Below are 14476 nucleotides of genomic sequence, written 5' to 3' on the forward strand. Positions count from 1 at the left end.
TAAGAATTCGTCAAGAAATACCGCGCGCCCCGCCACGGCGCAGGGCCGCTAGCCCAGGCGAAACACATCCACGGACCGGCCCAGCGACAGGGCGCTTTCCTTGAGGCCCTGGGCCGATGCCGCCGACTGCTCCACCAGCGCCGCGTTCTGCTGCGTCACGGTGTCGAGCTGCGTGACAGCCTCGTTGACCTGGGCGATGCCCTGGGACTGCTCCTTGGTCGCGCTGCTGATCTGCTGCACCAGCGTGCTCACCCGCCCCACGGCGTTGACCACGCCCTGGATGGTGGTGCCGGCATGGTCCATCTGCTGCGCGCCGTTGGCGATCTGGTTCACCGTCGCGCCGATCAGGCCGCTGATCTCCTTGGCCGAGCTGGCGCTGCGCTGCGCCAGGGCCCGGACCTCCCCCGCCACCACGGCAAAGCCCCGGCCCTGCTCGCCCGCGCGGGCCGCCTCCACGGCGGCATTGAGCGCCAGCAGGTTGGTCTGGAAGGCGATGCCCTCGATCACGCCCACGATCTCGCTGATGCGCGTGGACGACTGCTTCATCTCCTGCATGGCAGCGCCCACCTCCTGCACGGCCTGGCCGCCGCGCGTGGCGATGTCGCTGCTTTGCGCGCTCTCGTGCGACACCTTGGCGGCGGTGTCGGCCGTCTGCTGCACGGTGCTGGCCAGCTGCTCCATCGACGCGGCGGTTTCCTCCAGGCTGCTCGCCTGCGATTCGGTGCGTGCCGACAGGTCCAGGCTGCCGCGCGAAATCTCGGCGGCCGACTGGGTGAAGCTGCGCACTTCGGTGCGCACATCGCCCACCACCGCGCGCAGGTTGACCTGCGTCTGCCGCAGCCGCTGCATGAGCGCGCCCAATGGCGGTGGATAGTCCGTGTGGACCGAGGTGGCCAGATTGCATGCCGAGATGTCGGAGGCGAACCGGGTCGCATCGTGCACGCCCCGCAGCACGGTGGCCTGGTAGCGCCACAGCGCCCACCCGCTCCCCACCAGCAGCAGCACCAGGCGCGTCACCCAGGCCACGGGGCCCTGCAGCCCCAGCATGTCGGGCACCAGCGCCAGCAGCAGCAACACCCCAAGCACCAGCGCCATGCGGGGCAGCAACGCCATTTGCGCTATGCGCTGCCGCCAGCCACGCACACCGCGGTAGCGCAGGTTGCCGGCGTCCAGGTAGAAACTGCGCGCGCCCGAGGCCGCATCGCGGCGCATTTGCGCATACAGGGCCTCGGCGGCATCGGACTCCGCCGCGCTGGGCTTGGTGCGCACCGACATGTAGGCGCGGGGCTTGCCCCCCTCCATGATGGGCGTGACATTGGCCCGCACCCAGTAGTGGTCGCCATTCTTGCGGCGGTTTTTCACCAGTCCCGTCCAGGGCTCCCCCCGGCCGACGGTGCGCCACAAGTCCTTGTAGGCCTCGGCGGGCATGTCGGGGTGGCGGATGATGTTGTGGGGCTGGCCGACAAGCTCGTCGTGGCTGTACCCGCTCACGCGCACGAAGGCGGGGTTGCAGTGCGTGATCTCGCCCTTGGTGTTGGTGCTGGACACCAGCAGCTCATCGCCGGGGTAGTCGAAATTCTGCTGGGTCACCGGCAGGTTGATGCGCATGGAAAGCTCCTGATGGGCCCGCATCGTCGGCAGGCGGCGCGGTCCGCTACCGCTTGATACCGATCAAGTCTACCTGCCGATCACACCGTCTGGCACCAAAAGAATTGCGGCGGTGCCGCGAGAACGGGCGGCCCCGGGCGCAGCCTCGGGCCTAGAAAAGCTGACCGGTTTCCATGGTGGCCTGCGCGTCGGGCCGCCGCCCCCGGCCGCCGGCCGGCACCGGTGTGCGTGGCTCCAGCACCGGCTCTTCCCCGCGCCGCGCCAGCGTGCTGGCCCGCACCCCCAGCAGGCGCAGGCGCTTGTCCAGCGGCACGCGCTTGAGGCACTGCCCCGCCAGCTGGCGGATGGTGGCGCCGTCCGCCGTGTAGATGCCCGCGGTGTGGTCGCGCGTGGCGATCTTGAAGTCGTCGTAGCGCAGCTTGATGCCGATGGTGCGCGCCACATAGCCCTTGCGCTGCAGGTCTTCGGCCAGGCGCAGGCACAGGTCGGTGAAGATCGCGCCCAGCTCCGCCTTGTCGCGCACGGCGTGCAGGTCGCGGTCGAAGGTGGTCTCGCGGCTCATGCTCACGGGTTCGCTTTCGGTCACCACGGGGCTGTCGTCCCGCCCCCAGGACACCCGGTGCATCCACGCCCCCGTCGATTTGCCGAAGTGCCCCATCAGCCACTGTTCATCCTGCGCCGCCAGCTGGCCGATGGTCTCGATGCCCAGGCGCGCCAGCTTCTCACCCGCCTTGGGGCCGATGCCGTTGATCTTGCGCACGTTGAGCGGCCAGATCTTCGCCTGCAGATCCGACTCATAGACGATGGAGATGCCATTGGGCTTGTTGAACTCGCTGGCCATCTTGGCCAGCAGCCGGTTGGGGGCCACGCCGATGGAGCAGGTCAGCCCCGTCACGTCGAAGATCCTCTTCTGGATGAGCCGTGCCAGCACCCTGCCTCCTTCGCGCTGGCCCCCGGGCACGTCGGTGAAGTCGATGTAGACCTCGTCCACGCCCCGGTCCTGCATCACCGGAGCGATGTCGGTGATGGTGCTCTTGAACAGGCGCGAAAAGCGGCGCACTTCGTCGAAATCCACGGGCAGCACGATGGCATGGGGGCACAGCCTGGCGGCCTTCATCATGCCCATGGCCGAGCCCACGCCGAACTGCCGCGCCGCGTAGGTGGCGGTGGTGATGACGCCCCGGCCCACATAGTCCTTGAGCAGGGGAAAGTCGGCCACCGGGATGAAATGCGGCTCGCGCAGGCCCTGGCCATCGGGGCTCTGGTGCAGCAGCTCGTCCACCTTGCGCCGCCCGCCGCCGATGACCACGGCCAGGCCCTTGAGCTGGGGGTAGCGCAGCAGCTCGACGGATGCGAAGAAGGCATCCATGTCGAGGTGCGCGATGCGACGCAGGCGCGGTGCGGAGGGCTCGTCGGGCGGTGCGGAGGTCACGGCCTCCATTGTGCGCAAAAGCGCAGACACCCTGCTGTCAGCCGCCCGGCCGACCACAGGGTTTGGGCTGCGGTATTGATTGTGTCTATTGCTTCTTGGCGAGCGCCGCGTTGCGCAGGCCCTGCAGCGTTCCCGTGGGCGTGATCGCCTCGGGGTCCATCAGGCAGTGCAGCACGCTGGGCAGGCCGCTGGCGCGCGCGCGGGCCAGCGCGGGGGCGAAGTCTTCGGTGCGCTCCACGCGCTCGCCGTGGCCGCCGAAGGCCTGGGCGTAGGCCTTGAAGTCGGGGTTCTTGAGCTGCGTGGCGCTCACGCGGCCCGGGTACTCGCGCTCCTGGTGCATGCGGATGGTGCCGTACATGGCGTTGTCCAGCAGCACCACAATGATCGGAAGGCCGTACTGCACGGCGGTCGCGAACTCCTGGCCGTGCATCAGGAAGTCGCCGTCACCCGCGAAGATCACCACCTCGCGCTGCGGCCACAGGCGCTTGCCGCCCACGCCGGCCGGCAGCCCGTAGCCCATCGACCCGCTGGTGGGCGCGAGCTGGCTCGCATAGGTGGTGAAGGGCCAGAAGCGGTGCACCCACGTCGCGAAGTTGCCCGCGCCGTTGCAGAAGATGGTGTCGGCGGGCAGCACGTCCTTGAGGTGCTGCATCACCTGGCCCATCTGCAGATCACCGGGGATGCGGATGGGCGCGGTATCGCTCCAGGCCAGGTAGTCGGCATGGGCGGCTTCGGTGTGGGCCTTCCACGGCACCGGCGCCGTGGGGCGCACCGCGTTCAAGGCCGCGGCGAAGGCCTGCGGCGTGGCGTGGATGGCCTGCGTGGGGCGGTAGAGCTTGCCCAGTTCATCGGCATCGGCATGCACATGCACCAGGGGCTGTGTGGGCGTGGGGATGCCGAACAGCTCGTAGCCCTGCGACGGCACTTCGGACAGGCGCCCGCCCACCACCAGCACCAGGTCGGACGCGCGGATGCGCGCCAGCAGCTTGGGGTTCACGCCGAGGCCCAGGTCGCCGCCGTAGCAGGCGTGGGTGGCGGCAAACAGCATCTGCCGGCGGAACGAGCAGTACACCGGAATGGACCACGCCTCGGCAAACGCCGTGAACTCGCGCACCGCCTGTTCGGACCAGCGGCTGCCGCCCAGGATGGCCACGGGGCTCTGGGCGGCCTGCAGGCGCTGGGCCAGCTCTGCCATCTGCGCGGCGCCGGGGTGGGTCTCGGTGACCTGGTAGGGCTGCGCGTCGGCCACGGTGGCGGCCTCCGTCAGCATGTCTTCGGGCAGCGCCACCACCACCGGGCCGGGGCGGCCCGAGGTGGCAACGTGGAAGGCGCGCGAGATGAGTTCGGGCACGCGCGCCGGGTCGTCGATCTGCACCACCCACTTGGCCATGGTGCCGAAGACCGCGCTGTAGTCGAGCTCCTGGAACGCCTCGCGCCCCATGGCGCCGCGCGCCACTTGCCCCACGAACAGGATCATCGGGGTCGAGTCCTGGTGCGCGATGTGCACCCCGGCCGACGCATTGGTGGCGCCCGGCCCGCGCGTCACGAAGCAGATGCCTGGCTGCCCCGTGAGCTTGCCCTGCGCCTCGGCCATCATGGCCGCGCCGCCTTCCTGGCGGCACACCGTCACGCCGATGTCTGCATCGTGCAGGGCATCGAGCACAGCCAGGTAGCTCTCGCCCGGCACGCAGAACAGCTGCTTGACGCCATGGGTGATGAGCTGCTGCACCAGGATCTGGCCGCCGGTGCGGCTTGGGGCGGGGCTGGAGGTGGAAGGCGTGGTCATGTCAAAAGGTCCGGAACGGGAAAATATCAAACGAGGAAAACAGGTGGGTCAGCGCAGTGCCTCGCACGCACGGCGGATACGTGTGCAGGCCTCCTGCAGGTCGGCCATGCTGGCAGCGTACGAGATACGGAAATACGGCGCCAGCCCCAGCACGCTGCCCGGCACCACGGCCACGTGGAACTCGCGCAACAGGTAGTCGCAAAAATCGGCATCCGTGCGCAGCAGCGCGCCGCCCGGCGTGGTGCGGCCCAGCACGCCTTCGCAGCTGGCAAAGGTGTAGAACGCACCCTCGGGCACGCGGCAGCGCAGGCCCGGCGATGCATTGAGCGAAGCCACCACGAGGTCGCGCCGCGCCTGGAACTCGCGGCAGCGCTCGGCCACCACGTCCTGCGGACCGGTGAGCGCCGCCACCGCCGCCGCCTGGCTGATGGACGACGCGCACGACGTCGCCTGGCTCTGCACCACCGCCATGGCCGCGATCAGCGCACGCGGGCCCGCGCCGTAGCCGATGCGCCAGCCCGTCATGGCGTACGACTTGGACACGCCGTTCACCGTGAGCGTGCGCTCGCGCAGCGCGGGCAGCACGACCACCGGCGTGGCGAACGCATGGCCGTCGTACAGGATGTGTTCGTAGATGTCGTCCGCCAGCACCCACACCCGCGGGTGGCGCAGCACCACCTCCAGAAGGGGCCGCAGTTGCTCGGCGCTGTAGGCCGTGCCGCTGGGGTTGGACGGCGAGTTGATGAACACCCAGCGCGTGCGCGGCGTGATGGCGGCATCCAGCTCTTGCTCCGTAATGCGAAAGCCGTTGTCTTCGCTGCACGGCACCACCACGGGCACACCGCCCGCGATCAGCACCATGTCGGCGTACGAGGTCCAGTACGGCGCGGGCAGGATCACCTCGTCGCCCGGGTTCAGGCTGGCCATCAGCGCGTTGTAGATGACCTGCTTGGCACCGGCGCCCACAGTGATCTCGTGGGTGGCGAACGCGAGGCCGTTGTCGCGGCGGAACTTGAGCTGGATGGCGGCCTTGAGTTCCGGCGTGCCGTCCAGCACCGTGTAGTGCGTGTCGCCCCGCGCCATGGCGCGCTGCGCGGCCTCCTGGATGTGCACGGGCGTGTCGAAGTCCGGCTCGCCCAGGCCCAGCACGATCACGGGCTGACCCTGGCGCTTCAATTCATTGGCGGCCTGGGTGATGCGCACGATGTCCGACACACCGATGGCGCTGATGCGGTCGGCCGCGCGAAAGGCTGTGGCGGGGATGGCGGCGTTCATTGCTGGTAGGACTCCAGGGGCTTGTCGTTGGGTGCGGAGAACAGCTGGCGCAGCGTGGTGCCCAGCGGCAAATTCAGGCTCATGTTCTTGGGCGGAATGGGGTTCACGAACCACTTGGTGTAGATCTTTTCCATCTCGCCGCTCTGCATCAGCCGGGTGAGCACGCCGTCCACCGCGGCCTTGAAGGTGGGGTCGTCCTTGCGGAACAGCAGCGCGATCGGCTCGGCGCCCAGCGGCTCGCCCACGATGCGGTAGGCCGACGGGTCCTTGGAGTTGGAGATCAGGCCCGCCAGCAGGTTGTCGTCCAGCACGAACGCATCAGCGCGGCCGGATTCGAGCAGCATGAAGCTCTCGTGGTGGTCCTTGCCCAGCACCGTCTTGACGGGTGCGCCCAGCGTGCGCTCCTGCTTGCGCAGCAGCTGCACGGCCGTGGTGCCGGTGGAGGCCGCGATCGTGCGGTTGCCCAGCTGGCTGATGGACTTCAGGTCCGAATCCTTGCGCACCGCCATGCGCACCTCGCTCACATAGGTGGTCACGGCAAAAGCCACCTGCTGCTGGCGCGCCAGGTTGTTGGTGGTGGGGCCGCAGCCGATGTCCAGCGTGCCGTTCTGCACCAGCGGCATCGTGTTCTGCGCCGTCACGGCCATGTACTCGAGCTTCGCGTCGGGCACGATTTCCTTGAGCACGCGCTCGCACAGCTCCACGTGGTAGCCCACGTATTTTTCATTCGCGCCCAGCGCGTAGGCCATGGGCGGCGAGGTCTCGCGCACGCCCAGCACCGCCTTGCCCGATGCCTTGATCTTCTCCAGCGTGGGCATGGCGGTTTGCGCCTGCGCGGGCACGAAGGCCGTGCAGGCCAGTGCGAGCCCTGCAGCGAGCGCGGTGAATGTCTTGCGGGAAATTGCCATGGTCGTTGTCTCCGGTTGTGTTGTGGTTGGCAGGTGGGAAAGCGTCGAAAAAAAGGGAGGGCCGGATGGGCGGGGCCCCGGTGCGGGGCTCCTGGGTTCAGATGACGTTCTTCTCCAGCAGCGGCTGGTTGCGCGCGATGCGTTCGATGGACAGCGGCGCCAGGTCCAGGCTCCGGTAGCGGCCCGTCAGCATCAGCTCGGCCAGGCCGCGCCCCACGGCAGGGCACTGCTGCAGGCCATGGCCCGAGAAGCCGTTGGCGAACACCAGGTTGTCGCACGCGGGGTGCAGGCCCACGATGGCGTTATGGTCGAAGGTGTTCATCTCGTAGTAGCCCGCCCAGGCGCCCTGCATGCGCAGCGCCTCGAATCCCGGAATGCGCTCCGCCAAGGCAGGCCAGACATGGTTGTCGAAGGCGTCGTACTCGGGCTCCAGCGGGGCAAAGTCGGCGTCGTTGTCGGCCGCAGGCGCAAAACCGCAGATGAAGCCTTGGCCCTCGGGCCGCAGCCAGATGCCGCTGGTGTCGATGAGCAGCGGGCAGCCGGGCAGCGCCGCGGGGCTGGCCAGGTGGAACACCGTGCGGCGCTTGCCCACCACGGGCAGGCCGATGCCCGCCCAGCCCGCGATGGCCGCGGCCCAGGGGCCACCCGCGTTCACCGCAAAGCGGCACGGCAGCTCGCCACCGCTTTTCAGGCGGACGGCACGCACATGCCGCACGCCATCGCTAGCCACCACGTCCAGGCCCACGGCCTCATCGGCCACGTAGCGCACGCCCTGGCTCTGCGCCTTCTTGCGCAGCGCGCTCAGCAGCAGGTAGCCGTCGAACCAGCCCTCGCCCGACAGCCCGAGCGACCCCAGCACCACGTCCTGCAGCGCCAGCCACGGAAAGCGCCCGGCCAGCTGCTGCGGGCCGAGCAGCACCACATCGGCGCCGTGCCGCTTTTGCAGCGCATGGTTCTCACGCAGCGTGGCCTCGCCGGCCGCGGTGGCCAGGTACAGATAGCCGCCCTCGTGCAGGCCCACATCCGGCGCGTCGCCGCTGCAGGCCAGCAGCGTGTTCACATTGCGCAGAAAGTCGATGCCATAGGCCGAGATCTGGACATTGATGTCGGTGGAGAACTGCTGGCGGATGGAGCTGGCCGACAGCGCGGACGATGCGCGCGCATAGGTCGGGTCCCGCTCGACCACCACCACCGCGCAGCCCGGCTGCTGCAGCGTCAGGAAGTACGCGATGGCGCTGCCGATGACGCCGCCACCGATGACGACGATGGGTGGCGTTTCAGCCGGCATGAAAGCGCTTGCCACTGCGCTGCTCACACGTCGAAGGTCACGCCCTGCGCCAGCGGCAGTGCCGTGGAATAGTTGATGGTGTTCGTCGCCCTGCGCATGTAGGCTTTCCAGCTGTCGGAGCCCGCCTCGCGCCCGCCGCCGGTTTCCTTCTCGCCGCCAAACGCGCCGCCGATTTCCGCGCCGCTCGGGCCGATGTTCACGTTGGCAATGCCGCAGTCCGAGCCGGCTGCCGACATGAACAGCTCGGCCTCGCGCACATTGAGCGTGAAGATCGACGACGACAGGCCCGCGCCCACGGCGTTGTTCATCGCGATGGCCTCGTCCAGCGTGCTGTAGCGCACCACGTACAGGATGGGCGCGAAGGTTTCGTGCAGCGCGGGGCCGTCATGCCTTTGCAGCTCCACCAGGGCAGGGCGCACGTAGTACGCGTCCGCACCACCCAAACCTTCCATGCGGCCGCCGCCGTGCACCGTGGCACCCAGCGCACGGCTTTGTTCCAGCGCCTTTTGCATTCCGTCAAAGGCCATGCGGTCGATCAGCGGGCCCACCAGCGTGCCGGCGGTGCGCGGGTCGCCCACCTGCACGTTGGCGTACACCTTGGCCAGCTGGGGGACCAGCTGGTCGTAAATGCTGTCGTGCACGAACAGGCGGCGCAGCGTGGTGCAGCGCTGGCCCGCCGTGCCCATGGCGGCGAACGCGATGCCGCGCAGCGCCAGGTCCAGGTCGGCCGTGGGGGCCACGATGGCGGCATTGTTGCCGCCCAGCTCCAGGATGCCGCGCGCAAAACGTGCCGCCAGGCGCGGGCCCACCGCGCGGCCCATGGCGGTGGAGCCCGTGGCTGACAGCACGGGCACGCGGGCGTCATCCACCAGCACCTCGCCAATGTCGCGCTGGCCCACGATCAACTCCAGCAGGCCTTCGGGCGCGTCGGCACCAAACCGCGCGATGGCACGCTGCGCGATGGCGTGCGTGGCCAGGGCCGTGAGCGGGGTCTTTTCGGACGGCTTCCACACCACCGAATCACCACACACCAGCGCCAGCGCCGCGTTCCACGACCACACGGCCACCGGGAAGTTGAAGGCCGAGATCACGCCGCACACGCCCAGCGGGTGCCAGGTTTCCATCATGCGGTGGCCGGGGCGCTCGGTGGCAATCGTCAGGCCGTACAGCTGGCGCGACAGGCCCACCGCGAAGTCGCAGATGTCGATCATCTCCTGCACCTCGCCCAGGCCTTCGGACGGAATCTTGCCCGCCTCGATGGTGACGAGCAGTCCCAGGTCCGCCTTGGCGGCGCGCAGCTCTTCGCCCAGCAGGCGCACCAGCTCGCCCCGGCGCGGCGCAGGCACGTTGCGCCAGGCCTGGAAGGCCGCATGCGCACGGCCGATGGCGGCGGTCGCCTCGGCGGGGCCGTGCTGCGGCACCCGGGCCAGAACCTCGCCCGTGATGGGCGAGCGGGCGGCCAGCGTGCCACCGGTGTAGCCCGCGCGGGGCACGCCCAGGCGTTGCAGCAATTGATCGACTTCGGTCACGAGGGGGGTGGCGGCAGGGGTGGCGGACATGGCGGCTCGCAAGGATCAGAAGGGCAGGAAAAGGGGGCAGCGCAGGAGAAAACACGCAATGAAGGCGCCAATATCCGCCAATCCTGCCGCGCTGGATAGCAAAAAAATGGAACTACTTGATCACAAATTGGAATGAAGTACCTGAAAATAGCAGGGACCCGCACCGCACACCGCATCAGTGCCACGGACTTGAAAGGCCTTGCCTGGGCCACCACCGATCATTCCCCCCACGCATGACCATGCTGCGCCGCTCCTTCCTGCCTTCCACCGCCGACCTGCTGGCCTTTGAAACGGCTGCCCGCCACCAGAGCGTGTCGCGCGCGGCCGAGGAGCTGCACCTCACGCAAAGCGCCGTGTCGCGCCAGATCCGCCAGCTGGAGGAGCAATTGGGCACCGCCCTCTTCCACCGCGTGCGCCAGCGCGTGGTGCTCACCGACGCGGGCCGCGTCTACGCCGCCGACGTGCTGGCCGTGCTGCAGCAGCTGTCGGCCAGCACGCAAAAGGCCATGGCGTTCGCGAGCACCGACGGCCTGCTCAACCTGGCCGTGCTGCCCACGCTGGGCACCCGCTGGCTCATCCCACGCCTGGGCGGCTTCATGGCCCAGCACCCCGAGGCCATGGTCAATTTTTCGGCCCGCACCGAGCCCTTTGATTTCGCGGGAACACCGTTCGACGCGGCCATCCACTTCGGTGCGCCGCACTGGGCGGGTGCCGTGTGCGAATACCTGATGCACGAAGAGACGGTGCCCGTGTGCAGCCCCGCCTACCGCGACCGCCACCACATCCGCACGCCACAGGATCTGACCCGCGTGGTGCTGCTGCAGCAAAGCACGCGCCCCACCCAGTGGGCCGAGTGGTTCGAGCTGGTGGGCGCCCCCACGGCCCTGGCCCTGCGCGGCCCCCAGTCCGAACACTTCGCCATGATCGCCCAGGCCGCTGTCTCACACCTGGGCGCGGCGCTGCTGCCGCGTTTCCTGATCGAGCAGGAGCTGGCGGCGGGCAGCCTGGTGGAGCTGTCGGGCACGGTACTGACCAGCACCGATGCGTACTACCTCGTGTACCCGGAGGCGCGCGCGCAGACGCCGCTGGTGAAGGCGTTCAGGGACTGGGTGGTGGGGGAATGCGCAGGCCAGCGGCAAGCCCAAGGCTGAGGACCGGCGCGACGCCCCTGCACCACCGGGTACATGGAAATTCTGAATAAAAATGCCTCCAGCCCTTGTGGCTAAAGCGCTGGCAGCTATGAAAAGTGAAGTAGCAGCACCGGGTATCCGGCGCCCGGGCCGCGCACCGGCAGGCCGTCATTCAGCGCCCGTCCACCAGCGGAAGTCCGCCAAGGCCCGGCGCGGGCGGCTCGATCGGCCCTGCACAAAACCCCTAGCGGAAACCAGGCAGCGGCTTCAGGCGGGCCGCACTGCCCGGCTACTGGCGGTTCCCGGCGGCTTGCGCGCGGTGCGGCCGGCCCGGCGATCCGCCCCCGCCAGTTCCTTGTCGTTCAATACGTACTGCGGGTTGTTGGTGAGGCGTTCCACGGCCAGGTCGATGAACGCCCGGGCGCGCACAGGCTGCGACGTCCTGCTGCCGAAGTACACAAAGTAGCTGGCGAAATCGGGCATGTGGTCGCGCAGGACGGGGACCAGCTGCCCCGAACGGATATAGGGCGCCGCGGTCACGCCCGCCAGCTGCCCCAGGACCTTGCCCGCCAGCACGGCCTGCAGCTCGAAGACTTCGTCATTGCTGCAGATGGCGGGCACGACCGGCTGGTCCACGGTCTGCTCCCCCAGCTTCACATGCCAGGGGGCGACCTTGCCCGTGCCGGGGTGGCGGAAAGCGCTGCAGCGGTGGGCGGCCAGGGCCGCCAGAGAGTCCGGCACGCCAAAGCGCTGCAAATACGCCGGTGCTCCGCAAATGACCATCTGCAACGGGAACAGCTTGCGGGCGATGACCCCTTCATGCGGCGAGGCGCCCAGGCGAAAGCCAACGTCCACCCGGTCCTCGACCCAGTTGCCCACCCGGTCGTCCAGGAGCACGTCGGGCTGGATGCCGGGGTGCCGTTCACAGAACTCCTCCACCAGGCGCCAGAGGATGGGCTGAAAAGCCGTGCGAGGGCCGGCTATGCGCAAGGGCCCGGCGAATTCGTCCCTGGCCGTCCGCGCGTTTTGCAGGGCGCGCTGCACGCCCAGCAACGCGGGCTGCACGTCCTCCAGCAGGCGCTGCCCTGCATCGGTCAGCGACATCACCCGCGTCGTGCGATGGAACAGCCTCGCGTCCAGGTGTTCCTCCAGTTGCGCCAGCGCCTTGCTCGCCGCCTGCGGGCTGATGTCGAGCGCGTGTGCCGCCTTGCGCAGGCTGCCCAGCTCCGCGGCCTTGATGAAGGTGGATACGGAGCGGAGTTCGTTGATGGCCATGGCTGCTTCCTCCTGCCGGCATTGTCTCCATTTGGATGCGAATCCAGCAACCTATTTACCACTATCCGGATGTGAGTCCAGTTCCTAGACTTCGCCCCATAGTCCCCTGAGGAAACCCACCTTGCAACACCTCACCTTGAACAATGGCGTCCAGATGCCCGTCCTGGGCTTCGGTGTCTTCCAGATTCCCGATGCGCAGGAATGCGAACGCTGCGTGATCGACGCCATCCAGGCCGGCTACCGCTTGATCGACACCGCGGCGTCCTACCTGAACGAGGAAGCGGTCGGCAAGGGCCTGAAGGCCAGCGGCGTGGCGCGGGCCCAGCTTTTCGTGACGACCAAGCTCTGGGTTCAGGACGCCGGCTACGAGCGCACACAGCGGGCCATCGACACATCGCTGCGCCGCCTGCAGGTGGACTATCTGGACCTCTACCTCATCCACCAGCCATTCGGCGACGTGCATGGCGCCTGGCGCGCAATGGAGGAAGCCTGCCGCGCGGGCAAGCTGCGTGCCATCGGCGTCAGCAATTTCCACCCCGACCGACTGATGGACATCCAGGCGTTCAACCAGATCGCACCGGCCGTCAACCAGGTGGAGGTGAACCCGTTCCTGCAGCAGATCGAGAGCGCCGCCTTCATGCGGGAAATCGGCGTGCAGGCCCAGGCCTGGGCACCGTTTGCGGAAGGGCGCAACAACCTGTTCGAGAACGAGGTGCTCACCGACATCGGCAGGCGCCACGGCAAATCCGTGGGCCAGGTCGTGCTGCGCTGGCTGGCCCAGCGCGGCATCGCCACCCTGGCCAAGTCGGTGCACAGGGAACGCATGGCGGAGAACATCGCCATCCTCGACTTCGAGCTCGATGCCGCGGACATGGCGCGCATTGCCACGCTCGACACCCGCACCAGCAGTTTCTTCTCCCACCGCGATCCCGCCATCGTCCAGTGGATGGCCGGGCGCAAGCTCGACCTCTGAGCCATGCGCATGAAGACACTGCTTTGCCTCGCCCTGTGCGGCGCAGCCACCGTGGCGAGCGCGCAGCGGCCCGGACCGGAAAGCGCCGCGCCCGCCGTTGCCGTCCGCACGGCCGCGCCGTCGCCCGCCGCGACCGGGGCGCCGGAGACCTTCACGGGCACCGTCGAGATCAGCACGCCGTTTCAGGCGCTGCCGCCGGGAAAGGCCGGCGGCGCAACGGTGCGTTTCGAGGCCCGGGCCCGCACGGCCTGGCACACCCATCCTCTGGGACAGACGCTCGTGGTCACGGCCGGCCTGGGTCTGGTGCAGCAGGCGGGGCAACCGGCCCAGTGGATCCGCCCCGGCGACGTGGTCGGCATCCCCGCCAACGTGCGCCACTGGCACGGCGCGGGCCCCGGCGGCCCCATGGCCCATGTCGCCATCGCCGAAAAGGAAGACGGCATCTCGGTGGCCTGGAAAGACAAGGTCAGCGATCAGGACTACGAGGCCGCCCTGGCCAGCGCGGGCCTGGCCGCGGCGGCTCCCGCCGCGATGCCGGCTGGACACGCCGGCCAGCACATCGTGCCCCCGCGGGCAGCGGCGCATGCACAGCCCGCCAGCGAAGTCCTGTCGGCCAGGCAGCAGGCCATCCCCCTGATGGCGTCCTTTGCGGCGGCCAGCAACATGCCCCGGCTCAACACGGCCTTGAACCAGGGGCTGGATGCGGGCATGACGGTCAGCGAGGCCAAGGAAGTTCTGGTGCAGCTTTACGCCTATGCGGGGTTCCCCAAGAGCCTCAACGCGCTTGGCGAACTGATGAAGGTCGTGCAGGAACGCAGGCAGCGCGGCATCCAGGACGCACCGGGCCGCGAACCCGGCCGCCGCATCGCCACCGGCGATGAACTGGTGGCGGCCGGCAAGGCGAACCAGACCGCGATCTCCGGCGGGCCGGTGCAGCGCCCGCTGTTCGACTTCGCGCCCGTCATCAACCAGTTCCTGCAGGCCCACTTGTTCGGCGACATCTTCGAGCGCGACAACCTCGACTGGCAAAGCCGCGAACTGGCCACGGTCGGCGCGCTCGCCGCCATGCCGGGCGTGGAGGCCCAGTTGCGCTCGCACCTGCGGGCCAGCCTGCGCGTGGGCCTGAGTGCCACGCAGCTGCGGCAACTGGTGCAGGTGCTGGCAGAACAGGGCGATCCAGATGCCGCCCATCGCGCCCAAGACGCGCTCACGCAGGCGGTTGCCGCCGCATCGAAAGGTTGA

The 14476-nt window shown here is 68.8% G+C and carries 11 protein-coding genes; 3 read left to right on the forward strand and 8 right to left on the reverse strand.

The window, feature by feature from the left end:
• Window positions 1–48: 48 nt before the first annotated feature.
• The 7 genes from AC1RVY_RS17420 to amaB all read right to left on the reverse strand — a co-directional run bounded on the left by AC1RVY_RS17420 (window position 49) and on the right by amaB (window position 9856).
• On the reverse strand, window positions 49–1608 hold the full coding sequence (locus tag AC1RVY_RS17420; protein ID WP_492807396.1) for a methyl-accepting chemotaxis protein: 1560 nt from the start codon (window positions 1606–1608) through the stop codon (window positions 49–51).
• 151 nt (window positions 1609–1759) lie between these two features.
• On the reverse strand, window positions 1760–3049 hold the full coding sequence (locus AC1RVY_RS17425; protein ID WP_218340089.1) for a Y-family DNA polymerase: 1290 nt from the start codon (window positions 3047–3049) through the stop codon (window positions 1760–1762).
• A 76-nt stretch (window positions 3050–3125) separates the two neighbouring features.
• Complete coding sequence (locus tag AC1RVY_RS17430) at window positions 3126–4826, reverse strand: thiamine pyrophosphate-binding protein (protein ID WP_492807398.1); 1701 nt, start codon at window positions 4824–4826, stop codon at window positions 3126–3128.
• Between the two features lie 48 nt (window positions 4827–4874).
• Window positions 4875–6101 (reverse strand): pyridoxal phosphate-dependent aminotransferase, encoded by a 1227-nt coding sequence (locus AC1RVY_RS17435; RefSeq protein ID WP_492807400.1) that lies wholly within the window; start codon window positions 6099–6101, stop codon window positions 4875–4877.
• Window positions 6098–7009 carry an amino acid ABC transporter substrate-binding protein gene (locus tag AC1RVY_RS17440; protein WP_218295621.1) on the reverse strand — a complete coding sequence of 304 codons (912 nt, stop codon included), beginning with the start codon at window positions 7007–7009 and terminating at the stop codon, window positions 6098–6100. Before AC1RVY_RS17440 ends, AC1RVY_RS17435 begins: the two co-directional genes overlap by 4 nt.
• 97 nt (window positions 7010–7106) lie before the next feature.
• A complete protein-coding gene (locus tag AC1RVY_RS17445) occupies window positions 7107–8297 on the reverse strand; it encodes an NAD(P)/FAD-dependent oxidoreductase (RefSeq protein WP_492807402.1) in 1191 nt (396 codons plus the stop codon).
• A 23-nt stretch (window positions 8298–8320) separates the two neighbouring features.
• Window positions 8321–9856 carry an L-piperidine-6-carboxylate dehydrogenase gene (amaB, locus tag AC1RVY_RS17450; protein WP_492807404.1) on the reverse strand — a complete coding sequence of 512 codons (1536 nt, stop codon included), beginning with the start codon at window positions 9854–9856 and terminating at the stop codon, window positions 8321–8323.
• A gap of 239 nt (window positions 9857–10095) precedes the next feature.
• Between amaB and AC1RVY_RS17455 the strand changes: the two genes are divergently transcribed.
• Entirely contained in the window at window positions 10096–11007 is a 912-nt protein-coding gene (locus AC1RVY_RS17455; protein WP_218295624.1) for a LysR family transcriptional regulator, read from the forward strand.
• 246 nt (window positions 11008–11253) lie between these two features.
• Here AC1RVY_RS17455 and AC1RVY_RS17460 read toward each other — a convergent pair whose 3' ends face one another.
• A complete protein-coding gene (locus AC1RVY_RS17460; RefSeq protein ID WP_218340084.1) occupies window positions 11254–12261 on the reverse strand; it encodes a LysR family transcriptional regulator in 1008 nt (335 codons plus the stop codon).
• 121 nt (window positions 12262–12382) lie between these two features.
• Here AC1RVY_RS17460 and AC1RVY_RS17465 point away from each other — a divergent pair, with 121 nt between their 5' ends.
• Both AC1RVY_RS17465 and AC1RVY_RS17470 read left to right on the forward strand, forming a co-directional pair.
• Window positions 12383–13234, forward strand: a complete 852-nt coding sequence (locus AC1RVY_RS17465; RefSeq protein ID WP_492807406.1) for an aldo/keto reductase — start codon at window positions 12383–12385, stop codon at window positions 13232–13234.
• Between the two features lie 9 nt (window positions 13235–13243).
• Window positions 13244–14476 carry a (R)-mandelonitrile lyase gene (locus AC1RVY_RS17470; RefSeq protein WP_492807408.1) on the forward strand — a complete coding sequence of 411 codons (1233 nt, stop codon included), beginning with the start codon at window positions 13244–13246 and terminating at the stop codon, window positions 14474–14476.

The sequence above is a fragment of the Acidovorax sp. GW821-FHT11A03 genome (assembly GCF_058809075.1).

Excerpts from the sequence above, each read along its gene's own strand:
- AC1RVY_RS17420 (WP_492807396.1), bottom strand. The coding sequence starts at position 1,608 with ATGCGCATCAACCTGCCGGTGACCCAGCAGAATTTCGACTACCCCGGC.
- AC1RVY_RS17425 (WP_218340089.1), bottom strand. The coding sequence starts at position 3,049 with ATGGAGGCCGTGACCTCCGCACCGCCCGACGAGCCCTCCGCACCGCGC.
- AC1RVY_RS17430 (WP_492807398.1), bottom strand. The coding sequence starts at position 4,826 with ATGACCACGCCTTCCACCTCCAGCCCCGCCCCAAGCCGCACCGGCGGC.
- AC1RVY_RS17435 (WP_492807400.1), bottom strand. The coding sequence starts at position 6,101 with ATGAACGCCGCCATCCCCGCCACAGCCTTTCGCGCGGCCGACCGCATC.
- AC1RVY_RS17440 (WP_218295621.1), bottom strand. The coding sequence starts at position 7,009 with ATGGCAATTTCCCGCAAGACATTCACCGCGCTCGCTGCAGGGCTCGCA.
- AC1RVY_RS17445 (WP_492807402.1), bottom strand. The coding sequence starts at position 8,297 with ATGCCGGCTGAAACGCCACCCATCGTCGTCATCGGTGGCGGCGTCATC.
- amaB (WP_492807404.1), bottom strand. The coding sequence starts at position 9,856 with ATGTCCGCCACCCCTGCCGCCACCCCCCTCGTGACCGAAGTCGATCAA.
- AC1RVY_RS17455 (WP_218295624.1), top strand. The coding sequence starts at position 10,096 with ATGCTGCGCCGCTCCTTCCTGCCTTCCACCGCCGACCTGCTGGCCTTT.
- AC1RVY_RS17460 (WP_218340084.1), bottom strand. The coding sequence starts at position 12,261 with ATGGCCATCAACGAACTCCGCTCCGTATCCACCTTCATCAAGGCCGCG.
- AC1RVY_RS17470 (WP_492807408.1), top strand. The coding sequence starts at position 13,244 with ATGAAGACACTGCTTTGCCTCGCCCTGTGCGGCGCAGCCACCGTGGCG.